The sequence below is a fragment of the Streptomyces sp. NPDC002671 genome, from assembly GCF_053592475.1.
In genome coordinates this window covers 126,434-147,188 of record NZ_JBSFVU010000003.1, presented here as the reverse complement: position 1 = coordinate 147,188, position 20,755 = coordinate 126,434, and the positions used below count along the sequence as shown (strand labels likewise).

20 protein-coding genes and 2 tRNA genes are annotated in these 20,755 nt (G+C 68.2%); 6 read left to right on the top strand and 16 right to left on the bottom strand.

What is annotated here, in order from left to right; all coding sequences use genetic code 11:
* Positions 1-15: 15 nt before the first annotated feature.
* Both ACWD35_RS05520 and ACWD35_RS05515 read right to left on the bottom strand, forming a co-directional pair.
* On the bottom strand, positions 16-654 hold the full coding sequence (locus tag ACWD35_RS05520) for an ATP-binding protein (RefSeq protein ID WP_451349837.1): 639 nt from the start codon (positions 652-654) through the stop codon (positions 16-18).
* A gap of 178 nt (positions 655-832) precedes the next feature.
* Complete coding sequence (locus ACWD35_RS05515; protein WP_451349836.1) at positions 833-1,660, bottom strand: glycerophosphodiester phosphodiesterase; 828 nt, start codon at positions 1,658-1,660, stop codon at positions 833-835.
* A gap of 231 nt (positions 1,661-1,891) precedes the next feature.
* Between ACWD35_RS05515 and ACWD35_RS05510 the strand changes: the two genes are divergently transcribed.
* The 3 genes from ACWD35_RS05510 (at position 1,892) to ACWD35_RS05500 (ending at position 5,470) form a co-directional block, all read left to right on the top strand.
* Positions 1,892-3,367 carry a trypsin-like peptidase domain-containing protein gene (locus ACWD35_RS05510; protein WP_451349835.1) on the top strand — a complete coding sequence of 492 codons (1,476 nt, stop codon included), beginning with the start codon at positions 1,892-1,894 and terminating at the stop codon, positions 3,365-3,367.
* Positions 3,368-3,482: 115 nt separating this feature from the next.
* Positions 3,483-3,572: transfer RNA gene (locus tag ACWD35_RS05505), tRNA-Ser, on the top strand.
* 398 nt (positions 3,573-3,970) lie between these two features.
* On the top strand, positions 3,971-5,470 hold the full coding sequence (locus tag ACWD35_RS05500; RefSeq protein ID WP_451349834.1) for a serine/threonine-protein kinase: 1,500 nt from the start codon (positions 3,971-3,973) through the stop codon (positions 5,468-5,470).
* A 124-nt stretch (positions 5,471-5,594) separates the two neighbouring features.
* Here ACWD35_RS05500 and ACWD35_RS05495 read toward each other — a convergent pair whose 3' ends face one another.
* The 8 genes from ACWD35_RS05495 to ACWD35_RS05460 form a co-directional block, all read right to left on the bottom strand.
* Positions 5,595-6,989, bottom strand: coding sequence for a tyrosine-type recombinase/integrase (locus ACWD35_RS05495; protein ID WP_451349833.1), 1,395 nt, complete (start codon positions 6,987-6,989; stop codon positions 5,595-5,597).
* The gene (locus ACWD35_RS05490; RefSeq protein WP_451350063.1) at positions 6,983-7,195 is read right to left on the bottom strand and encodes a helix-turn-helix transcriptional regulator; all 213 of its coding nucleotides are present in this window, start codon (positions 7,193-7,195) and stop codon (positions 6,983-6,985) included. Before ACWD35_RS05490 ends, ACWD35_RS05495 begins: the two co-directional genes overlap by 7 nt.
* Positions 7,186-8,667 (bottom strand): replication initiator, encoded by a 1,482-nt coding sequence (locus ACWD35_RS05485; protein WP_451349832.1) that lies wholly within the window; start codon positions 8,665-8,667, stop codon positions 7,186-7,188. The genes ACWD35_RS05490 and ACWD35_RS05485 overlap by 10 nt, the downstream gene beginning before the upstream one ends.
* Before the next feature lie 150 nt (positions 8,668-8,817).
* On the bottom strand, positions 8,818-9,564 hold the full coding sequence (locus ACWD35_RS05480) for a DUF2637 domain-containing protein (RefSeq protein WP_451349831.1): 747 nt from the start codon (positions 9,562-9,564) through the stop codon (positions 8,818-8,820).
* 50 nt (positions 9,565-9,614) lie between these two features.
* Entirely contained in the window at positions 9,615-9,767 is a 153-nt protein-coding gene (locus ACWD35_RS05475) for a hypothetical protein (protein WP_451349830.1), read from the bottom strand.
* 34 nt (positions 9,768-9,801) lie between these two features.
* Positions 9,802-11,223, bottom strand: coding sequence for an FtsK/SpoIIIE domain-containing protein (locus ACWD35_RS05470; protein WP_451349829.1), 1,422 nt, complete (start codon positions 11,221-11,223; stop codon positions 9,802-9,804).
* Positions 11,220-11,429 carry a hypothetical protein gene (locus ACWD35_RS05465; protein WP_451349828.1) on the bottom strand — a complete coding sequence of 70 codons (210 nt, stop codon included), beginning with the start codon at positions 11,427-11,429 and terminating at the stop codon, positions 11,220-11,222. Before ACWD35_RS05465 ends, ACWD35_RS05470 begins: the two co-directional genes overlap by 4 nt.
* Positions 11,426-11,785, bottom strand: a complete 360-nt coding sequence (locus ACWD35_RS05460; protein ID WP_451349827.1) for an SCO3933 family regulatory protein — start codon at positions 11,783-11,785, stop codon at positions 11,426-11,428. The genes ACWD35_RS05465 and ACWD35_RS05460 overlap by 4 nt, the downstream gene beginning before the upstream one ends.
* 188 nt (positions 11,786-11,973) lie before the next feature.
* On the opposite strand from ACWD35_RS05460, the gene ACWD35_RS05455 reads away from it, so the two are divergent.
* Positions 11,974-12,387 carry a GntR family transcriptional regulator gene (locus ACWD35_RS05455; protein WP_451349826.1) on the top strand — a complete coding sequence of 138 codons (414 nt, stop codon included), beginning with the start codon at positions 11,974-11,976 and terminating at the stop codon, positions 12,385-12,387.
* Here the strand turns inward: ACWD35_RS05455 and ACWD35_RS05450 are convergent.
* The 6 genes from ACWD35_RS05450 to ACWD35_RS05425 form a co-directional block, all read right to left on the bottom strand.
* Complete coding sequence (locus tag ACWD35_RS05450) at positions 12,356-12,541, bottom strand: hypothetical protein (protein WP_451349825.1); 186 nt, start codon at positions 12,539-12,541, stop codon at positions 12,356-12,358. The genes ACWD35_RS05455 and ACWD35_RS05450 overlap by 32 nt on opposite strands.
* A gap of 1,481 nt (positions 12,542-14,022) precedes the next feature.
* Positions 14,023-14,574, bottom strand: coding sequence for an NUDIX hydrolase (locus ACWD35_RS05445; protein ID WP_451349824.1), 552 nt, complete (start codon positions 14,572-14,574; stop codon positions 14,023-14,025).
* 13 nt (positions 14,575-14,587) lie between these two features.
* Positions 14,588-15,709 carry an adenosylhomocysteinase gene (locus ACWD35_RS05440; RefSeq protein WP_451349823.1) on the bottom strand — a complete coding sequence of 374 codons (1,122 nt, stop codon included), beginning with the start codon at positions 15,707-15,709 and terminating at the stop codon, positions 14,588-14,590.
* Between the two features lie 94 nt (positions 15,710-15,803).
* On the bottom strand, positions 15,804-16,325 hold the full coding sequence (locus ACWD35_RS05435; protein ID WP_451349822.1) for a hypothetical protein: 522 nt from the start codon (positions 16,323-16,325) through the stop codon (positions 15,804-15,806).
* Positions 16,322-16,762 carry a hypothetical protein gene (locus ACWD35_RS05430; RefSeq protein WP_451349821.1) on the bottom strand — a complete coding sequence of 147 codons (441 nt, stop codon included), beginning with the start codon at positions 16,760-16,762 and terminating at the stop codon, positions 16,322-16,324. The genes ACWD35_RS05435 and ACWD35_RS05430 overlap by 4 nt, the downstream gene beginning before the upstream one ends.
* Positions 16,763-16,817: 55 nt before the next feature.
* Positions 16,818-18,047 (bottom strand): helix-turn-helix domain-containing protein, encoded by a 1,230-nt coding sequence (locus ACWD35_RS05425; protein WP_451349820.1) that lies wholly within the window; start codon positions 18,045-18,047, stop codon positions 16,818-16,820.
* A 674-nt stretch (positions 18,048-18,721) separates the two neighbouring features.
* Between ACWD35_RS05425 and ACWD35_RS05420 the strand changes: the two genes are divergently transcribed.
* Both ACWD35_RS05420 and ACWD35_RS05415 read left to right on the top strand, forming a co-directional pair.
* Positions 18,722-20,128 (top strand): beta-propeller fold lactonase family protein, encoded by a 1,407-nt coding sequence (locus tag ACWD35_RS05420; RefSeq protein ID WP_451350062.1) that lies wholly within the window; start codon positions 18,722-18,724, stop codon positions 20,126-20,128.
* A gap of 348 nt (positions 20,129-20,476) precedes the next feature.
* Positions 20,477-20,563: transfer RNA gene (locus ACWD35_RS05415), tRNA-Ser, on the top strand.
* Positions 20,564-20,755: the final 192 nt, after the last annotated feature.

Below are 20,755 nucleotides of genomic sequence, written 5' to 3'. Positions count from 1 at the left end.
CGGGTCCCGGAGAAGTCAGTCCAGGTCCTCGAACGCGTCCGCGAAGTCCAGTTCGGCCAGGGCCGGTACCGCGGAGGCCGTGACGCGCGTAGCGAAATCCCCGCCGTGGCGCCCGGCATCGGGATCATGAACGTCCGCGTGGACCACGACCCAGACCGTCACCTCGCCCTGGATGTCGTCCCGTACTCCCCAGTCGTCGGCGAGGGCCGTGATGATGTTGAGCCCCCGGCCGCCGTGCGCGGTCACCGACGGGGTGGCCGGAGCCGGGCGGGTCGGGCCGCCGCCGTCCGTCACCTCCACGATGAGCCGCCCCCGCGGGTCCACCCGCCACGCCGCGCGGACGTCGCCGTCACCGGCCGACACGTCGCCCAGTGGCCGCCCGTGTTTGCAGGCGTTGCTCAACAGTTCGGAAAGAATCAGTACGGCGTCGTCGATGACCGATTCGGATACACCCCCGCTGCGCAGTTGCGCACGCATTCGGTGTCTCGCCTTCCCCACGCCCGCAGGGCCATGGGGAACGGCCATGCTCGACGACGTGGGCACCTCCTGTGCCACCACCAACGCCACCCCCGAGACCTCCTTTGCCCCACGCCACGGTGTGGATGCCCCATTGGCCTGTACCGGAAACCGGCCAATCCTCTTCCGGTGACGCATTCGTAACGACTACATACGGAGCGAACGCGCCGGAGCACTCCCCGTGACGGGTCTCTGGTCGTGTGGCTTGATTTCGGTGGTCTGGCCGAGAAGGGAGCATCCAGGAGCCGCGGGCCCGGGTCAAGGGGTGCGGGCCCGTCTTTACCCGACTCTTGGGCAGCTCGCGGGCGTGGCCGGGTCAGCGGCCGAGCTGGCGCAGCACCGCGCGCGGGCGGTTGGTGATGATGGCGTCGATGCCCAGTTCGACGCAGAGGTCGACGTCCTCGGGCTCGTTCACGGTCCACACGTGGACCTGGTGACCGGCGCTTTTCAGCCGCTCGACGTAGGTGGGGTGGTTGCGCACGATGCGGATGGAGGGGCCCGCGATCCGCACGTCCCCGGGCAGGCGCCCGTCGCGCAGCCGGGGCGAGAGCCACTGCACCAGGTAGACCGTCGGCAGGGTCGGGGCGGCGGCCCGGACGCGGTGCAGGGAGCGGGCGGAGAAGCTCATGACCCGGACCGGGGACTCGGCGGCGCTGGCCGGCGCGTCCATGTCGAATCGCTTCAGCAGTGTCAGCAGCCGCTCCTCGACCTGGCCCGCCCAGCGCGTGGGGTGCTTGGTCTCGATGGCCAGCTCCACCCGCCGCCCGGCGTCCGAGACCAGCTCCAGCAGGCGCTCCAGGGTGAGCACGGAGGTGTCGCCGCGGTCCTCGGGCCGCTGCACCCAGTCGGGCTCCTCGTCCCGTCCGCGCCAGGGCTCGCGGGTCTTCCAGGAGCCGAAGTCCAGGGCGGCGAGTTCGGCCAGCTCCAGCGCGGAGACGGCGCCGCGGCCGTTGGAGGTGCGGTTCACCCGTCGGTCGTGGACGCAGACCAGGTGGCCGTCGGCGGTCAGCCGTACATCGCACTCCAGGGCGTCCGCGCCGTCCTCGATCGCCTTCTTGTAGGCGGCCAGGGTGTGCTCGGGGGCATCTTCGGAGGCTCCCCGATGGGCGACGACCTGGATGGAGCGCTGTGGTGCGTGTGTCACTGCGTCATGGTGCCACCGTCGAGACGTACGCGGGGTGGCGTAAGCGCGTCCGTGGGGTGAACGAGGGTGAGCACCCTGCTCGTGTATGTAAGTTTTGACGGAAATGTCCCATCTAAAGAGTGGTCGTGAACCCACAGCCACGGCTTATGGTGCTCTGACGGCCCGTGGGAAAAGCTGACTGCATACAACAGCCGTGGATCGAGCAACAGCCGTGGATCGAGGAGAAGAGCTGTGAGCACCGAGAACGAGGGCAACGCGGTACCCCAGGCCCCGTCCGCACCTCCCGTGCCGGTGGCAACTCCCGCTGCTTCCCCGCAGGGCGCCGCGCCCGACGGGAACGCGCCGACGGCTCCGCTCCCGCCGGTGCCCGCCACGCAGGCTCAGGACACCCCCGCCGAGGGCGCCCAGCCGCCCTCCCCCGCCGCTCCTGACGGCTCCTGGCCGTCTCCTCCGCCGCCGGCCACGCCCGCGTACGGCGACGGCGGCGCGGGCGCTTACGGCGCCCCCGGAGCCGGTGGAGCCGGCGACGGCGGTGCGGGGGCCGGCTGGGGAGCGTCGTACCAGCAGCCCGCGCCCAAGCCCCGCAACGGGCGCGGGGGACTGGTCGCCGCGGTCCTGGTGGCGGCGCTGGTCGCGGGCGGCCTGGGCGGTGGCCTCGGCTACACGCTGGCCAAGGACAACGACAACAACGGCTCCACCACCGTCTCCGCCTCCGACGGCAGCGCCACCCAGGTCAAGCGCGCCCCCGGCACGATCGCCAACGTGGCCGCCAGGGCGCTGCCCAGCACGGTCACCATCGAGGCGGAGAGCACCAGCGGCGAGGGCGGCACCGGCACCGGGTTCGTCTTCGACACCCAGGGCCACATCGTCACCAACAACCACGTGGTGGCCGACGCGGTGAACGGTGGCAAGCTCACGGCCACCTTCCCCAACGGCAAGAAGTACGACGCCGAGATCGTCGGCCACGCGCAGGGCTACGACGTCGCCGTCATCAAGCTCAAGAACGCGCCGTCCGACCTGAAGCCCCTCGCCCTCGGCGACTCCGACAAGGTGGCCGTCGGCGACGAGACCATCGCTATCGGTGCCCCGTTCGGCCTGTCCAACACGGTCACGACGGGCATCATCAGCGCCAAGAACCGCCCGGTGGCCTCCAGCGACGGCAGCGCCAGCAGCAAGGCCTCGTACATGAGCGCCCTGCAGACCGACGCGTCCATCAACCCCGGCAACTCCGGCGGCCCGCTGCTGGACGCCGCCGGCGCGGTGATCGGCATCAACTCCGCGATCCAGTCGACCAGTAGCGGCGGCTTCGGAGGCTCCGGCCAGTCCGGCTCGATCGGCCTGGGCTTCGCCATCCCGGTCAACCAGGCCAAGTACGTCGCCCAGCAGCTGATCAAGACCGGCAAGCCGGTGTACGCCAGGATCGGTGCGTCCGTCTCCCTGGAGGAGTCCACCGACGGCGCGAAGATCACCGACCAGGGCGCGGGCGGCTCTTCCCCGGTCGAGGCGGGCGGCCCGGCCGCCAAGGCGGGCCTCAAGCCCGGTGACGTCATCACCAAGCTGGACGACATGGTGGTCGACAGCGGCCCGACCCTGATCGGCGACATCTGGACCCACAAGCCGGGTGACAAGGTCACGATCACCTACAAGCGGGGCGGCCAGGAGCACACGGTGGACCTCGTCCTGGGCTCCCGCCAGGGCGACAACTGACCCGCCGCGCGCGCGTGAGCGCCGGGGCGCCTCTCTCGGGAGGAGGCGCCCCCCTCACGTTCCGCCGTGCGGCCGGTACGCTGTACCCCGCCCTGCCGATCACAGGCGGGCGCCGGGAGGTGTGCCCGAGCGGCCTAAGGGAACGGTCTTGAAAACCGTCGTGGCAGCGATGTCACCGTGGGTTCAAATCCCACCGCCTCCGCCAAGGTCATGAGCCTTGCAGGTCAGAAGGGGTGCCCCTCGTGGAGGGGCACCCTTTCGGCGTGGGGCCTGTCTCACCCTGATCCGGCTCTGTCGCGTTGTGGATCACTGTGCGTGGACCAGGCGTGGACCAGACGGTCAGTGGTGCAGACGCTTGACGTCTGCCAGCTGTTCAGGGGATATGCAGCCGTGAACGACACCAGGCACTTTCTCGCGGTCGATGATCAGCCGTTGGTGCACCATCGACGGGCCGGGTGCTGGCATGTCAGTGACAACGGTAGGAAGGTGTGTACGTACTTCCGGTTCTCGGCCTTGTGCCTGCGCGGCCGGAACCCGGCGAAGGGGAGTCTTCGTCTCCTCTTCATGCCGATCTGAAGAGAGACGCATCGAGTACGTCGACCCATGTCGAACGGGGGCACGATGACGAGTGGGACGCAGCCGGGAGCGCTAATCGGCGGCCGGTACAGGCTGGACCATCGGCTAGGTGCCGGCGGGTTCGGCCAAGTCTGGCGGGCTCACGACACAGCTCTGGGCGTAGACGTGGCGGTGAAACAGGTTCATCTGGGCAGCACGCTGCCGGACGAGGAGCGCGCAGAACTACTGGCCCGCGCGGCAAGAGAGGCTCGCAACGCGGCCCGGCTGCGCGATCACCCTCATATCGTCACCGTGCATGACGTCGTCGAGGTGGACGAAGTCCCCTGGATCGTCATGCAGTTGGTGGAGGGATACTCGCTCGCGGAAGAACTGCAGGAACGCGGCCCGCTGGCCGTCGAGCGGGCCGCTGCTATCGCCCAGGCACTGCTCAGCGCGCTGGAGGCGGCTCACAAGGCAGGTGTGGTTCACCGGGACGTGAAGCCGGCCAACGTGATGCTCACCGACAGCGGAGAGGTGCTCCTCGCGGACTTCGGGATCGCCGTCGGGCAGACCGATCCACGCCTGACGGCGACCGCTCTCGTCATCGGGTCGCCCGGCTTCATAGCCCCCGAGCGGCTTCACGGCGCGCAGAGCGACGGCCGGGCCGACCTGTTCTCACTGGGCGTGACGCTGTACGCGGCAGTGGAGGGTGCGATGCCGTTCCCGATGGGAAATCCCACCGCCGCCCTGACCGACCCCCCTCGCCCACCGGTGAAGGCCGGTCGGCTGGCCGCTCTCATCGCCGGCCTGCTGGAGAAGGACCCCACCCAACGTCCCACCATCCCCGATGCGTTGGTGATGCTCACTACGCCTCCCAAGCCTCCCAAGCCTCCGAAGCCCCCTGTCAAAGAGCCGCCCAAGAAGCCAGTACGGCCCGAAACCGTGAAATTCACCAACACACGAGCCGAGCTGAAGAAGGCGTATGACGAAGATCCCGTCGACGGCTTCGCGCCCTACGGCCTGGGCTGTACAGGAATCCTCCTTGCCGGCCCCGTCATCAGCCTCGTCTGGGCCGAACACTCTCCCTCGGATTCGGCAGGCACCTTTATCGGGCATATGTTCGTGGGCTGGTTCGTATTGGGCTCGGTGTTCGGGTTGGGCCTACAACTGGTGGGTTGGTGGCGGGGACACCTTGATCTCTCGGATGTAGTCACCATCCACGACGACGGCATCACCTTCAGCCGCTGGGTGAGGGAGAACCGGAAGCTCAAGGGCTTCACGGTCCGATGGGACACGTTGGAAGCCATCACTGTCGAAAGAAACGCCGCCGGCAAGCATGAGGTCGTCGCGTGGTTCAGTAAGACGAACGAGCCGACGTCCAAGTGGCTCGTCGCAAACGGGGTCACCACCCGTCAGGGCGGTGGTTTCATGCTCTACGGACGGGACACCGCCACCAGAGTCGATCCCAACCGGTTCCGCAACGAGCTGAAGAGGGCCGCCGGACCGCGATATGGCACCCCACGAACTCCCGGCGTCCCTGAACAGTGAGTGATGTGACGCGTTCAGAGCCACGTCAACGTACGAAGATGCGTCGCCCCCACACTTACTGATTGCCAGTGAGGGCGACGTGTACGTGACTCACATTGTGGCGGCATGGTCTGGCCTGGCCGGACTACTCTTCGGCTGCTGCTTCCAGAGCCCGCTCAATCTGTTCGTTCGAGTGCTGCTGGTTGCGGTGAATCGCCTTGGCGTAGAACCGGAACAGAACCGCGATGCTGTGGCCTGCCCGGCGTGCAACTTCGGCCGGGGAGACGCCGGACTCAAGCCAGAGCGAGACGCCCGCGTGGCGTAGGGAGTACGGCACGTCAGCCAGCGGTGAGGCAGCCTCGGACTCTGTCAGCACCGCGAGCCGAGCCGCCTTCCAGACCTCTCCGTACTCCTTGGACAGGAGGTGGCCGCCCTGGAACGCGCGGAACAGCCGACCGTCTTCGGCAGCGCCGAACTCCTTGATGTGCTCGCGGACCAGCCGGACGAGCACGGGCGGAATGGGCACCGGCCGGGTCGCCTTGCGGGCCCGCTTCTTCAGGCCGCGTGTATCGAACGACTCGCCCGTGTCGGTCCATCCGGAGCCGACTCGGGGCATGCTCGTGGAGAGTAGGACTTCACCCCAGCCCTCTTCGGGAAGGGTGAAGTCGTCCTCACGCAGACTGACCGCCTCACCAGGGCGGTTGGCCGCGTAGTAGAGGCAGCCGAAGAACGCCGTCAGATGCCGCCCGCGTTCGCCCTGCTCGGCGACAGTATCGATGAGCGCCTTAGCCAGCTTCGGGCCGGGGACGAACCGGAAGTCGATCTCGTCATCGGCCTCGGGCGCTGTCCAGTCCACCTTGTCGAGGGGCATCGTCGTCAGCAGCTCTCGTTCCACGGCGTAGCGCAGGCAGTTGCTGAAGACCGTCCGCTTGCGGTTCACCGTGTTCTCGGCAGCGGCCGTGCCGTCCTGCTTGAGCTTCAGCGCGTCGAGGGCGGTCCGCACCACCGACGGTGTGTTGAGGTCGGTGATGTCCACCGACTTGCGAGCGATCCAGTCCAGCGCGGCCACGATGTCGGCCGGGGGTTCTTCAAGGTCAAGGCGGGGCTTCAGCGTCCCGTCGTCGTCCAGGACGAACCGGTAGACCCACGAGTAGAGCGCGATCCGTAGCACCTTGGGAGCCGGAGCCCCGCGCTTGTCCTTGACCAGCTTCGGCGTGATGGTCGCCAGCGTGTCAGCAATGCTCGCGCGGTGCTTGGCCGAGGCGCCTGGCCACTTCATCTCGGCGTACGCACGGGTGTGGGCGTACCAGGTGGACGAGTTGAGCGCCTGGACTTCCGAGGCGGGCAGGCCGGTTTCCGTGTCGAACTGCTCTCGGTTGCGCAGGGCGGCCAGCAGCTCCGAGCGCCGACCGTCGGCCTGAGCCTTGATCTTGTAGCTCTTGGAGAAGGGGCGGGGGCCGACCCGCCAACGGAGCTGATAGGTCGCCACACGGTTGGGCCGTTTGCGGATACCCCGGATCTGCACGTCGTAGGTCAGCACGCTTCCTGCACCTCGCACGAGTCGAACCAGGCGTCGAGGTCGGCCCGGCGTATGCGGATCTGACCGTTGGGGAGCTTCAGGTGCCTGGGGGCCTGGCCCCGCGCGCGCATGCGGTAGAAGGCGGCACGGGACACCCCGATCTCGGCGAGAGCCTCCCCCAGCTTCAGCGTCTGCCTGTAGGCCTTGGTCGGAGTGGTCACAGCCAGGGATCTCCTTCGGACTTGATGCGTTGGGCGTGGGCGATGTCGTGGCGGACCTGGGCGGCGATGAGTTCTTCGCCGGGGCGGTAGCCGCTGCTGAGGTAGGTCCACGAGGAGGCGGTGACGAGGGTGGTCTCGTCGGTGGCGGGGAGGCCGGCGCGGAGGCGGGCGGCTTCGGCCTGGGCGAGGCGCCAGGCGCGGCGTACGTCGCGGAGGGCGCCGAGGGTGGTGGAGTAGGCGCGGGACTTGCTGGAGAAGTGGCCGCGGAAGCCGAGCATGTGGGCCCACTTCCAGAGCTTGAGTTCGGCGAACTCGGTCAGGTGGCCGAGGGCCCAGGCGATGCGGATCATCTGTCGTACGTGCTGCTGGACGGGCAGGGCCTTGATGGGTTCGGTCTGTCCGGTGCTGTCGCAGTCGGTGCACCGGTCGTGGAAGCCGTCGGGGCCGCGTAGGTAGCCCCGTCCGGCGCAGGGGCGGCACATCAGGGTGCGGTCCACGGTGCCCGCGCCTTCGGCGTTCTTGGTGGCGTACTTGGCGACGTATCCGGCGACCTTGGCGTCGGTGTACTCGGCAACGCGGGCGTCGGTGAGTTCGCCGTCGCCCAGGGCGGTGATGGGGTCGACCTTGAACTGGCGGCCCCAGGCGATGACGCGTTCGCCGATGGAGTCGGACTCGACGGTGAGCCGGGCGCGCTCGACGGCCAGGCCCACGGCGACGCGCAGGGCGTCGAAGGTGGCCCAGGGCGGGGGCTCGGTGGTGTGGCCGTCGGGTCCGTCGAAGCGGATCACGGCGTGGAAGTGGACCAGGCCGCGCTTTTGGTACTCGGCGACCTTGGCGAAGGAGACGCGCAGGGCCGAGTTCAGCGCCTTCTGCGTCATGCCGAAGTGCTTGGCCAGGGCGCGGCGCAGGTAGGTGGTGAAGCGTGCCCAGAGCTGTCCGGCGTGCGCGTTCCAGAGCACCGCCCCGGAGTAGTCGTAGGTGGCCGGGTTCAGCGGGGTACTCAAAGCCGGGTCATCGTCGGCGTGCTGGGTGCCGCAGCGGCAGCGGCGGGGCTTGCCCGCACTGTCGGTGCTGCGGTGGACAGGGCCGAAGGAGGGGGCGGTGAGGGTGACGAAGGCGCGGGGGTGGTCGCGGACGGTTTCGGCGACGTCCTTGCCGCCGGAGAGTCCGGCCTTGATCAGGTGGTAGGTGTCGGCGGCGTAGACCCGGGAGCAGGCGGGGCAGCGGGAGGCGCGGCGGTTGCCGCAGGTGGTCAGCAGGCGCCCGGTGGGTTCGTCTTCGGAGCGGTAGGAGCGGACCACTTCCTTGGTGGTCTGGTCGGTGGTGACGGTCCAGCCATGAAGGTTGACGGGGCTGGTGCAGCCGCGCAGGTCGCGGACCTGCTGCTGTACGCGGTCGAAGTCGTTGGTGTTGGCCAGTTCGATCAGGTCCCGCAGGCCGGGGCTGATGACGTGGCGCAGGTCGAGAGGGCGGCGCATGGGTGGCGGGGTCTCCCTTCTGGCGCGAGGGTGCGGCCTGCGGGCAGCAGCGATTCAGTGCGCTCGGGCTGCTGCCCGCAGGCATGACGGGTCGGGCTCAGGGGTGGGCGAGGATGGGAGGTGCCGGGAAGGCCGGCGGAGGGTGCGGCCCTACAGGGCGGCGTGGAGGGCGGTGGCCATGGGCAGGCCGATGCCGAGTCGCCTCTTGAGCTGGGCCGCCGTGATGGGCTCGCCGTGCTCGGCGTGGTGGGATGCGGCGATGGAGCGTGCTTCGGTCAGCAGCGGCTCAGGCACCTTGGCCGCGAGCGCAGCAGCGAGTGCGGCGGGAGCCGGGGCGGTGACCGGAGTGACCTGAGCCGGAGCCGCCGGAGCCGGGGCCGGTTCCGGAGCGACGGGCTGCTCAGGCGTCGAGATCGGTTCCGGCTCGGTGGAGGCCGGGGCGAGTTCTTCGGCCAGTCCCGTCCTGGCAACGGGCGCCGGGTCGGTTGCATCGGTGGCGACCGTGTGGAAGGAACGCAGGAGCTGCGGGCCGACCGCTCCCCAGCCGAGGAGCAGCAGCGGGGCTACGGCGTCGACAGCGGCGCGGCCGTAGTGCCGGGCGACGATGGGTTCGGCGATGTTGAGGGCCAGGGTCAGCAGGCCGGAGACGTGCATGAGGCGGGTGGCCGCCTTCATCTGCTCGGGCGGGACGCCGCGCAGGGAGAGGTAGCGCAGGGCGACCAGCAGACCGACCACGGACAGGTCGACCATGGGGGCGATCAGGGGTGCGATGGGGGCGGGGACGCCCAGGCGCAGGGCCAGTGCCCAGACGTTGCCGAAGGAGAAGACGAACGCCAGGGCGGCGATGATGCCCATGACCACGGTCACGGTGCGCTGGGTGATCCGGTCCTCAGACATTGGGAGTTCACCTCCTCTCGTGGTGTCGGTGGGGAATCGGTCAGGGGTGGTCAGGACCTCAGGGCGAGGTCGGCCCGGCGGGCGGCGTTCGGGCCGAGGCAGGTCTCCAGGACCCGGCGTTCGTTGGCGTTGGCGACGCGGTACGCGGCGATGCCGATCCGACCGGACCTGTCGAAGTCCTGGGCGATGATCGCCTTGGGCATGTGTCGGATGTAGATCCTCATGAATCGGCGCATGTCAGGCCGCCATGGTCGGGGGCTCGGGGTCATCCTTGGTGAGGTCCACGACCGTCCGTCCGGTCAGCTCCTCCAGAAGCCGGGCCGGGTGGTGCACCAGGTGGGCGGTGGCTTCGGCGACGCGGGCGGCGTCCTCGTCGGCGACGTAGGGGGTGCGGATGCGGATGAAGCCGGGGCGGCCGTGCTGGGACATGACCGCGACACCGACGTACGCGGGGTCCTGGAGAAGGACCGGGCTCGCGTCAGGCCACTCGCGGATGTCGTCGCCGAGCGCGGCCACGGCGGCGTCAGCGGTCTTCTGTGCGAAGGACAGGCCGACCGGGCAGACATCGCGGATGAAGGTGGGGATGGCGTCACCGGTGGTCTTCTGCGTGGTGAGCAGGGTCAGGAAGCCGACTGAGCGGCCCTTCTTCACCAGGTCCTCCGTGAGCCGGGCGTTCTCCGCAGCGAACGCCGCCAGCCGCTTCGTGGCCTGGTCGGAGCCCTTGTAGTCGCGGAAGTAGGTATGGGCCTCGTCGATGACGATGACGATCAGGGGCCAGTCAGCCGACGGGCCGACGTGCCACATGTTCTTCTTGCCCAGCACCTTGCGGATGCGCGCGGAGCGGGCACGGCGCAGCTCCACCAGCTCCTTGAGGAGCTTGTTCGCTTCTTCCAGGTCATCCCCGCAGAACGCGAACGCCCGCTGTACTAGGTCGGCGTAGTCGCCCTCGTGGGCGTGGGACACCTTCCCGTCGAAGAAGACGAACTGCACGGCCGGCGAGGGCGCCCAGTCACACACCAGCCGGTTCACACACGAGGTCTTCCCGAAGCCCGGCAGGCCGCCGACAGCCACCCCCGGCACTTCCTTGAGGGGCACGAAGACGGGCATGCCGAACTCGTCCACCCCCAGGTCCCACTTCGCGTACTCCTCAGGCGGCCGACCGGTGGGCGCGTGAACGGTCGGCGTGATCAGCGGGTCCACGCGCACCCCGCGCAGCATGACCTGTCCGGGCTTGTCCCCCGGCAGCGCTGACACTCGGGTCATACGCCAGGCATCCGCCAGGTAGGGGGCCGCCTTCTGGAACTCCGCCAGGCCGACGCCCGGCAGACAGGTCGCCCGTGCGATCACCCCGAACCCGTCATGCGTGACCTTCAGCGCGGGGACCAGGACGCGGGGCTTGACGGGCTTGCCGTCCGAGTTCGCCAGCGAGGCCAGCGGGGTCGGCATCTTGTCCGTGGCACACAGCTTCAGCATCTGCGCGAGCCGCTTCCACGTCCGCCGTACCCGCACGGCCTGCCGGATGGACTGCCGGGTCATGGCATCGGCCCGCAGGTAGCGCACCACCCACCACACCGACCAGCCGACCAGCACGGCCAGTACCACGCCGACGACCAGGGCGCCGTAGCCGAAGGCCCCTCCCGTCGGGTCGTTGTCCTTCATGTGTTGCTCTCCTGAGAGTTGTAGAGGAAGGCCGCAAGGGCCGTTTCGAGGGCCGCCCGATCCGGGGCGGCGAGGCGCGGGAAGCCGTAGCCGACGAGCACGGCCGCCACCGAGTTGATGAGGGAGTCACTGAGCCGGGCATCCGGCCCGGCGTGAGGCAGCGGGTAACTGCACTCGACGCCGGACCGGAACGCAGTACCGCTCACGCCGCCTCAGCGGCCGAAGCCGGACCGCCGACCAGGTCCAGACGCTCGGCGCGGTAGGCGATGCCGTCCGAGAGCGAACCGTTGAAGATCCGGGCCCACGGGGTGGCGAACAGCTCCACGGGCATCACCGGCACACCCGGCTTGAGGCCGTTGGGGAGACCGGTCTCCGGAACCGTGATCTTCAGCGCCTCGGCACGGTCCTCCTCCATGAAGAAGAGGGTGACCGTGAACAGCTTCGCGCCGGTCTCACGGTCGGTCGCGAACTGGGTCTTCTCGGCGTCTGTGTACTTCGGCACCGCCATGTTGCCGACCATGAACGACGCGGAGGGCAGCAGGCCAACACGGATACGAGCCATGGGTGTTACGTCCTTTCGGTAGGTGCTCCGCCGGGGTGGCGAAGCGAGATCAACAGTGCGCTACCCGCCAGAAGTCCGTCAAGCGCCTAGCGCACATCGCACCTTGGGTGGGGTAAGCACATGCGGAAAATAGGAGGTGCAACAGGGTCTTACTGCGGTAGACGGGCCAGGCCCGCTATCCTCGGGCTATGAAGCTGCCCAAGGATTCCGACACCCCGCCATACCGTCTGGTCGCCGAGGAACTACGGCGGCAGATCCGATCCGGCCGCCTCAAGCCGGGCGAACGGGTCCCTTCGTCTCGCGACCTAGAGGCGACCTACGAGATCGCGAACATGACCGCGCGTTCCGCCCTGCGCATGTTGCGCGACGAGGGGCTGATCAACACCATGCCGGGCCGGGGCAATTTCGTCGCGGATCCTCTGCCGGAGGCCGACCCGAAGGCCGGCACTCCCGAGGCGGCAAGCGGCGGGCAGATGCCCACGCCGGAATACGTCGAACTGTCCGGACGGCTGGATGCCATAAACGCCAGGCTGGACACTCTGTTCCAGGTCTTCGGGCAACTCGGCGGCGTCACCGAGGCGAAGAAGCCGCCGAAGAAGTAGCACGAACGTTTTCGAAGACCCGACGCGCCAAATCTTCCAGCCGCGCCACCTTGTCTTCGACTTCCTTGAGCTTTGCCGCTATCAGTGCTGCCTCGTGCTTGTTCATTTCCACCCGTTCGTTGTTGTGTCGTTGCTGCGTGCCGAGTTCAGCCAAGCGCCGGGGGCTTGCCCGAAGGCTTGCCCAGCGGCCATCCACCACCGGATCAGGGCTTGCCCGTGCCGCTCGGCAAACCGTCATCGCGACTGTTGAGACAGGTCTACCGGCTAGACCGGACACGTAGGAGGCAAGCGGCGCCACGCTCCCGCGGGGCGGGCAAAAACCTTCCTTCGCGTCCCGTCGGGCGGGCCCGTGTGCATGCGCGCTCACGCCACTCGTCCTTCCGTTCGTCGGTCAGGGCATCAATGGTCCGGAGAATCGCCGGTTTGGGTAACCGGCGATCGTCGGCTATGTTCCGCCGGCCGCTCCATTGCGGACCGCCTATAGAGGTGTCGAAATCTGCATCGGTGTGACGCCCATTTCTGCGATCCACATCACTCCTCCACTCCGATTTCGGGACCCAGGCAGATCCCCGTGCTCGTCTGCTACAGGTGCCGTAAAACCCATCGGTGTGACAGTCGCCCGGAAGAAATCAGCCCAGCACTCGCCACCGACCACCACACCGACCATCAGCCCCCGACCAAGGTCATGAAAAGGTCACGGAATGGCGGGGTGGGCCCGACCGAGCCCGCAATGGCATCCTGCAATCCCCGCCTGTGGATAAATTCCGGCGACCGCCAGAGTAAACGGGCATGAATGCGGATCAATCGGCCCTAAAGCGGCGCAGGAACCTGCGAGCGGGCGGGAAGTCGGGGTATGCGCATGGCCGTGCGACCGGCCAGGGGCCCAGCGCAGCGGAGCTGTTCAGAGTTTCTTTACTGGATCAAGGCGGCCCGCCTACGGCGGGCCGCGCGCGCTGGCGGCCAAGGGCCGCCGCCGCTCCTTGTCTCCGCCACCGCTCCGGCGGCCCCCACCCGCTCAGCGCGCAGCACCGTCAAGGCGGACAGCCGGACCAGGAAGCAACCCGACCGCTGCGAGCACCAGGACTAGGCCGACACTCACCAAGCACGACCACGCCACCCAACCGCCCACCGCTCCGAGCCGCATAGCCCACAGAGCCGCAGTCCGAGCCCAGTTGCCATGCCATGTCGGCAGCGCCCAGGCCGGATCGAGGTGCGGCCCGTGACGCATGGAAGAAGCGTGGCTGAGGCCGGTACGGGGTTGCTGGAAACACACGTGACGGGTGCTCGTTCGGCGCACCCGCCGTCGTGGCTGACTTTCGGTGGCTCAGGTCAGAACTGGGATTCAGCCGGCCGGACCTCAACAGTGACCCTCTCCAACTCGACAACAGGGCACCGGGGTTGCAGCCGCACCCGCATCCGGGCACGCCGACCACCCCGGTACCATCGGCACCGGGGTCCTGACCAGGGATTCCAGGACCGGACCACCCCTGATTGCTGTCCAGGCTGAGGGGTGGTCCGGTCTCCTGTTGTTGGCGCCCGTCGCTCGTGGCACGGGCAGCGAGCGGCGGGCGCCGGGGGAAGCTGTACCGCCGTCTCGGGGGAGCGATGGCTGTACGGCTGGCTTGCTGCGGCCCGCTACGGCCGTGCGGCGGCTGCCATCACCCGCGAGCGCAGAGGCTCGGTGGTCAGCATGTCCGCGAACTGCCACGAGTAGTTCGTGACTTCTTCCTCTTGCAGCTCGACCGCATCGACGGTGGTCCGGAACAGGAACCGGAAGTCGAAGTGCAGGTGCTCAGGCTCGCCCTTGGCGTCGTTCGCCGGGATCGAGTGAACGTCGATGTGCAGAGGCACGTCACCGTTCGGCTCGACCTGGCCACTGCTGATGCCGGTTTCCTCGGCCAACTCGCGCAGGGCGGCGTCCCGAAGGGTCGCGTCGCTGTCCTCGACGTGCCCGCCGGGCAGCAACCACTTGCGCAGGGCGCGGTGTTCGATGGTGAGAACGCGCCCGTCGGGGCGGACCAGGGCGGCACCGGCGGTGACGTGTCCGCGGAATTCCTTGCGCGAGGCGACCGCATCGCCAGCCCGCTCGACGACTTCACACAGGGGCGAGAGAGCATCCTTCTCGTCCGGGTGGTCGGCGAGGTAGGCGGAGACGGTTTCGCGCACGTGTTGCGCGGTGATCGGCATGGGGTTGCTTCTCCTAGCGGTTGAAGTAGTTCAGCCATGTTCCGGCGATGGTCGCGCGGTCTGCGGCGTCGACCTCGTGCATACCGGGCCCGAGGTCGCCACGGGCGAGGTTTCGGACGCCCGCGAGTATCTCGGCCTGCACGAGGTAGATGAACGGGCCGACGCTGGCACCGTGCAGGAAGTTGACGGCGTTGCCACCGTTGAGCAGGTAGAAGTAGTGCCCGGTCGTCTGGTAGCGGGTGATGTGCTCCCCGTTCGGGGTCCGCTGGTACACGTCGGGGAGGCCGGCCAGGTCGAGTTCGTCTTCGCTGCTGGTGACTGTGGCGACGTAGGCGCCGTTCCGCAGGGCCGAGAAGTCTTCGCCCCGCAGCGATACGGCGCCGGTCGCGCAGAGGATCAGACCGGCCCCGTGTAAAGCGGCGTCGCGGTCCCTGGCGACGGTGAAGCCCTGCGAGAGCGCCTGTGTGCGGCGGACGGGATCGAGGTCGTACACGGTGACCTGTACGCCCTTGGCGTGCAGCAGGCGGGCGATGCTGGAACCGAGCTTGCCGAACCCGATCACGAGGGCCGTGCGGCCGTGCAGGATGTCCCCACGGCTGCGCATCAGGGCCTCGGTCGAGAAGACGACCGACTGACCCACGAGGAAATCCTCGGGGTCCTTCAGCGGAGAGCGGGCGACGGAGACCACCGGACAGGGCAGCTTCTCCGCGTTGGCGTACCGCTTGCGCCCGTTCTCCGTGTCTTCGACCACGCCCAGGAGGCGGCCCGAGAACCGCTCGCACAGGGCGTCGACTGTCGGCGCGAAGTACCCACCGACGTCGAGCAGCACGACGGCTTCACCACCGGCCCGCGACTCGATGTAGTCGACCGCGCTGTCGGGGTCCTCGAACAGATCCCGAGAGAGGGCGTCGCACTGCGTTGTCTTCTCGATCTCGCGGCGGGCGGTGAGGTCGACGGACTTGGGCTTGGGCAACACGGCCCGCAGGTTGGTACTGATGCCCACTGCCCGTACGAACGCGGGTCGCTCGGGCAGCAGGTGCGTGATCAGGAAAGCCGACGGCATTTCCGCCGGGGCGAAGGTGTCCGCGACACGCGTGAAGTACGAATCGAGACGAGCACGCTCGAACTGTTCCATTGGCTCACTTCCCTTGGTTGGGCGGTAAGGCTCAGGACAGAGGGGGTGGACCCGCCCCCGCACCCGGGGAGAAGGGGAGGCGCGAAGGCGGGAGTCATCGGGTCGTGCGCCGCCCTCGGGGCCTCCGGTGGCGGCCCGTCCCCGCTGGGGAGTGGGGTGGGCACCGGGCGGGGACGGGGGCTTGAGGCGGTGCCTGTCGGCGGGTGGGCAGCGGATACACCCGGAGGGAGTACCGGGCGTCGTAGTCCGTCACGGTGAACACGAACGCGCGGCCCGTGGCGAGGGAGCGCAACGCATGCTCGTATGCGTGGTCGCTGTCGGCCCACGCACGCAGCTCAGCGCCAGGGTGAGGGACGTCCGGACCTGCGGTGGTGAGGGGCGCGTCCCGGAGGAACGGGGCCCCGGGGTCCGGGGACAGCAGCCGGGCGAGGTGGTGAGCCTCAGCGCGCAGCCACCGGGCGGCGAGCCGTGCCGAACGGCCCCGGTAGGTGGCGAGCAGCACCTCGCGGGAGCCGCTGAGGTCGTGGGCGATCGCCTCACAGCGGAAGGCGACGGGCGACCGCATCGAGGCACGTGCAGAAGCCGGCGGGGCGAGCATCAGCACGGCCCGGCTCACTGCGCATGCTCCCGTGCCGAATCCCTCGCCTCGATGAGCTGTCCGAACTGGATGGAGTACAGCTCGACTTGCGCCGGGGTGAGCACGAGCATCGTCTCGCAGGCGCCGCCGTCCTCGTAGTGGACGGTTACCGGCAGCGCGGCCTGCTGAGCGCGCGGGTCGTAGATGGCGTCTCGCCGCATGGGAGCGACGTGCGTGACGGGGACCGGCACGGGGCGCAGGGTGGACCCGTCAGATCTCGCGCGCCAGTCCTCACCACCGCCCGGCGGACGCAGTTGGTACGACGCCGAACTGTCGCTCGGCAGGGCGACGACCACCCCGATCTTGCCTGCCTTGGCGAGGTCGAGGGCCAGGTCGCCAAGGCGGGGGTGGAACGGGGCGCCAGCGGTTAACTCGACGCCCCGCGCGGGAAGTTGCTTCGAGGTTCGTTCGGCCATACCTCGAAGCTAGGAAGATCTCCCAAGCCCAATATGAACCGCAGGAATACGACCCTCATCCGTCGAGGTGGAAGCGGTCTGACATGCGGCGTAGCTTCTCGCGGGTGCTCGCGCGCTCGGCGTACGCGATGCTGCGCAGGGTTGACCGGGCGATGGGGTGATTGCGGACGAGCTGGGGGGCGGTGCTCTCGGCCTCCTCCAGTTCCTTCAGCGCCTTGTCGCGGTTTCCGTCCCACAGCCAAGCGCGGGCCAGGTCCATGTGGTGGTGGCCCTGGCGCGAGTTGGGAAGCGACTCGATCAGCTCCTTACTCGTGCGCCGGTTTATCGACAGTGCCTCGCGTTGCTCATGCATCTCCAGGGCGACGCTGATTGCGTGGATCTGCACGTTGCCCGGCGAGAAGGTCAGGCTGTGGCGGTCGTAGACCGGAGGGCCGACGGCCTCCGTCATCCGCTTGGCTGCACCGCGCGCGTGCTTGATCCGGTCCTTCGCTTCGGCCTTGCGACCGCCCCGCGCAGCCGAGACAGCCGCGCGCAGTTGCAGTGACCCCCACGCCCGCACGGCCAGCGGATCACCCTGGTCATACTCTTGCTGCACGCTGCGAATCGCCTTGTCCGACAGGGCAATGGCGTCATCCCAATCCGCTGTAGCCCACATGTCCCAGACGCGCATCCAGTCGGCGACGGCAGGCATCACCGGGTCGCCTGATAGCCGTGCGGACCATGCGGCTCGTTCACATGCCATGGCGACCAGCTCCGGGTGTCCAAGGGCGTGCGCGGCAGTGTGAGCGAACTTGCAGCACACTGCGTAGATCGCGTACGCCTCTTCCTGCTCGTGGCCCGTGGCGACTTCGGCCAGGGCGCGCGCTTCACGGAACAGGTCGGGGAGCACCTGCATGATCGCCACGTTCGCAGCGGCGTCGCGGAGGCGGTGCAGACGGGTGGTTTCCTGCCACAGCTGACCGGCTGGGCGGGGAGATCCGTCGAAGACGGGAGCGAGGTCGTAACGGCGCAGCTCGCGCATGATCGCTGCGGCAGAGACCTGCCACTGATTCTCGGCCGGGGAGCTGTTGTACGGCCGTCCGATCAGGTCGTTCGGGTGTACGTGCAGCTCCGAGGCGAGCAGGTTGAGCAGGCCGACGCGATCGAGTTCGATGTGTCCGCGTTCCATCTTGGACACCCAGCCCTGCGTCTTGCCCAGGGCGGCAGCGAGGTCGGCTTGCGTCATGCCGAGGCGGAGCCTGGCACGGCGTGCGCGACGGCCGATCTCTTCGGCTTCTTCCAGCATCAGCGCGCCCCCCTATGGGTGAGGCGCCGGCGGTCCAGCGGGCGGCGAGGCATCGTGCTCCATCCGTCGGGGCTTCTACCCTTGACGGTACCCAGGCCGCGTGCCGCGTGTGGAGTGCTACAGGCCAGGAAGTGCCCGGCAAGGGAGCTAGTTGGGGTCTGGCACAAGTTCCGTGCGGCCCGCCCTCGCCGACCAGATTCACACCTTCCTGGCGGGCCCGTTCGATCAACTGCTCGGTCAAGTCCCGGTCCAGCTGGGCTGCTCGCGCCAACTCCGCACCCGCTCTCAAGTTGTTCGCGACGCTCTCGCGCGGGCTCTCGTCCTTGATCGCCATCGGTGATCCTTCCCGACAGAGGCGACACCTCATGCCGGATGGGTCACACCAGGGCTTACGCGAAATTCAGGACAGTCCCACCCAAGGGGGCCGTGTGGGCGGTGCACAGAGTGTCGCATTGCCAGAAACGCACATATACACATTTGGTGACATATTGTCACGACGAGTGATCATGGCTTGCTGTCGGTGCCATCGGTATGGCCGGTAGGGGCCACCCACCCTTATATGCGAGACGGAGGTACCAGTGGTCAGGCGCTATAGAAAACAGACTGTGCCGCATCGCGGTCCGGGGAGCGTGGACCGGCCTGGACCGTGGGCGTGGGCGTGGGCGCGGGTCTGCATGGTGGGGCTGGCCGTGCTGGCAGGGCTGGCCTTGCCGGCCGTCACCTCGTCCTCGGCCTGGGCGGCGCCAGGCCCGAACGCTTACGTCGCCAACTTCGATTCGAGCAATGTGTCGGTGGTCGACACCGCTACCAATACGGTCACCGCCACCGTCCCCGTCGGCAACGGTCCGTTCGGTGTGGCGGTCACCCCGGACGGCAAGTTCGCCTACGTCACCAACGCGGCCGCGGACAACGTGTCGGTGATCGACACCGCCACCAATACCGTCACCGCCACCGTCCCCGTCGGCAGCGAACCGGAGAGTGTGGCGATCACCCCGGACGGCAAGTTCGCCTACGTCGCCAACTTCGATTCGAGCAATGTGTCGGTGGTCGACACCGCCACCAACACGGTCACCGCCACCGTCCCCGTCGGCACCCACCCGCTCGCCGTGGCGATCACCCCGGACGGCAAGCACGCTTACGTCACTAATGGGACCTCGGGCGATGTGTCGGTGATCGACACCGCCACCAACACGGTCACCGCCACCGTCCCCGTCGGCGACTTCCCGAGCGGTGTGGCGATCACCCCGGACGGGAAGTTCGCCTACGTCACCAACAGAGTCTCGAACAATGTGTCGGTGATCGACACCGCCACCAATACCGTCACCGCCACCGTCCCCGTCGGCACCGGCCCGGTCGGCGTGGCGATCACCCCGGACGGCAAGTTCGCCTACGTCGTCAACGGCGGTTCGAACGATGTGTCGGTGATCGACACCGCCACCAACACGGTCACCGCCACCGTCCCCGTCGGCACCCACCCGCTCGCCGTGGCGATCACCCCGGACGGCAAGCACGCCTACGTCGCCAACAACGGATCAGACAATGTGTCGGTGGTCGACACCGCCACCAACACGGTCACCGCCACCGTCCCCGTCGGCACCGGCCCGGTCGGTGTGGCGATCACCCCGGTCAGCAAGCCTCAGCGTCCCTCCTTGACCATCCACAAGAGCCACACCGGGGACTTCGTCCAGGGGAAGCGGGGCACCTACACCATCACGGTCGGCAACGACGGGCCCGGCGCGACCGACGGCAGCACGGTCACGGTGCACGACACCCTGCCGAAGGGACTCACCGCCAAAGCCATCAGCGGCTCCGGATGGAACTGCACCCTGTCCACCCTCACCTGCACCCGCAGTGATGTGCTGCCTGGCGGAAGCAGCTACCCGCCGATCAAGCTGAAGGTCGACGTGCCGTGCAAGTGCAAGGCTCCGGCCCGGAAAGCGAACAGGGCCACGGTCACTGGGGGCGGCGACAGCGCCAAGCACACCGCCACCGACCCCACCAACATTAAGCCCGACAAACGCTGCAACAAGCCCGAGGAGCATGGGAAGCCCGAGGAACATGGGAAGTCCGGCCATCGTTGATGGCAGCAAGGAGGGGAACGCGGGGACGATCCATACCCATGATCGAACTCCTCATATGGCGGTTGCTGCATCCGGCCGTACAGCATCGATGTATAGCAACCCCAGCAACCGGCAGCGCCGAGTACTGGCCTTCACAGCACTCATCGTGGCCTGTACGACCTTCAATGACCGATCCACATAGAGCTACGGATCACAAGGTCATAGTCCATGGGAAGCAGGGCCAGGGCGCGCGAAGCGGCAATACCGGCGGCTGGGAACAGAGCCAGTGGACCCTGTGTGGACCACGCCCCCGTCCGACGCCCGGTCCGACCGTGCTGCTACCCGCTCCGTCCCAGGTGGACGGAGCGAGGAGGCGTGCCCGAGCGGCCGAAGGGAACGGTCTTGAAAACCGTCGTGGCAGCGATGTCACCGTGGGTTCAAATCCCACCGCCTCCGCGTGCACGTTGATCAGAAGGGGTGCCCCTCACCGAGGGGCACCCCTTCTGCTTTTCCTACGTTCAAGCGTTTGAACGGCAGCCCGTGTAATTCGTTCGTGTGGGCCGATCACCCAATCGCCGTACAGCCCCTTCTCTGAGCACGTTCGTTATGCAGGCCAGGTACGGAGAAAGGATTCTTCTGTTGATCGGC

Excerpts from the sequence above, each read along its gene's own strand:
- ACWD35_RS05445 (WP_451349824.1), bottom strand. The coding sequence starts at position 14,574 with ATGCCGATCACCGCGCAACACGTGCGCGAAACCGTCTCCGCCTACCTC.
- ACWD35_RS05500 (WP_451349834.1), top strand. The coding sequence starts at position 3,971 with ATGTCGAACGGGGGCACGATGACGAGTGGGACGCAGCCGGGAGCGCTA.
- ACWD35_RS05460 (WP_451349827.1), bottom strand. The coding sequence starts at position 11,785 with ATGGCTCGTATCCGTGTTGGCCTGCTGCCCTCCGCGTCGTTCATGGTC.
- ACWD35_RS05430 (WP_451349821.1), bottom strand. The coding sequence starts at position 16,762 with ATGGCCGAACGAACCTCGAAGCAACTTCCCGCGCGGGGCGTCGAGTTA.
- ACWD35_RS05440 (WP_451349823.1), bottom strand. The coding sequence starts at position 15,709 with ATGGAACAGTTCGAGCGTGCTCGTCTCGATTCGTACTTCACGCGTGTC.
- ACWD35_RS05455 (WP_451349826.1), top strand. The coding sequence starts at position 11,974 with ATGAAGCTGCCCAAGGATTCCGACACCCCGCCATACCGTCTGGTCGCC.
- ACWD35_RS05475 (WP_451349830.1), bottom strand. The coding sequence starts at position 9,767 with ATGCCCAAGGCGATCATCGCCCAGGACTTCGACAGGTCCGGTCGGATC.
- ACWD35_RS05520 (WP_451349837.1), bottom strand. The coding sequence starts at position 654 with ATGCGTCACCGGAAGAGGATTGGCCGGTTTCCGGTACAGGCCAATGGG.
- ACWD35_RS05420 (WP_451350062.1), top strand. The coding sequence starts at position 18,722 with ATGGTGGGGCTGGCCGTGCTGGCAGGGCTGGCCTTGCCGGCCGTCACC.
- ACWD35_RS05425 (WP_451349820.1), bottom strand. The coding sequence starts at position 18,047 with ATGCTGGAAGAAGCCGAAGAGATCGGCCGTCGCGCACGCCGTGCCAGG.
- ACWD35_RS05480 (WP_451349831.1), bottom strand. The coding sequence starts at position 9,564 with ATGTCTGAGGACCGGATCACCCAGCGCACCGTGACCGTGGTCATGGGC.
- ACWD35_RS05485 (WP_451349832.1), bottom strand. The coding sequence starts at position 8,667 with ATGCGCCGCCCTCTCGACCTGCGCCACGTCATCAGCCCCGGCCTGCGG.
- ACWD35_RS05470 (WP_451349829.1), bottom strand. The coding sequence starts at position 11,223 with ATGAAGGACAACGACCCGACGGGAGGGGCCTTCGGCTACGGCGCCCTG.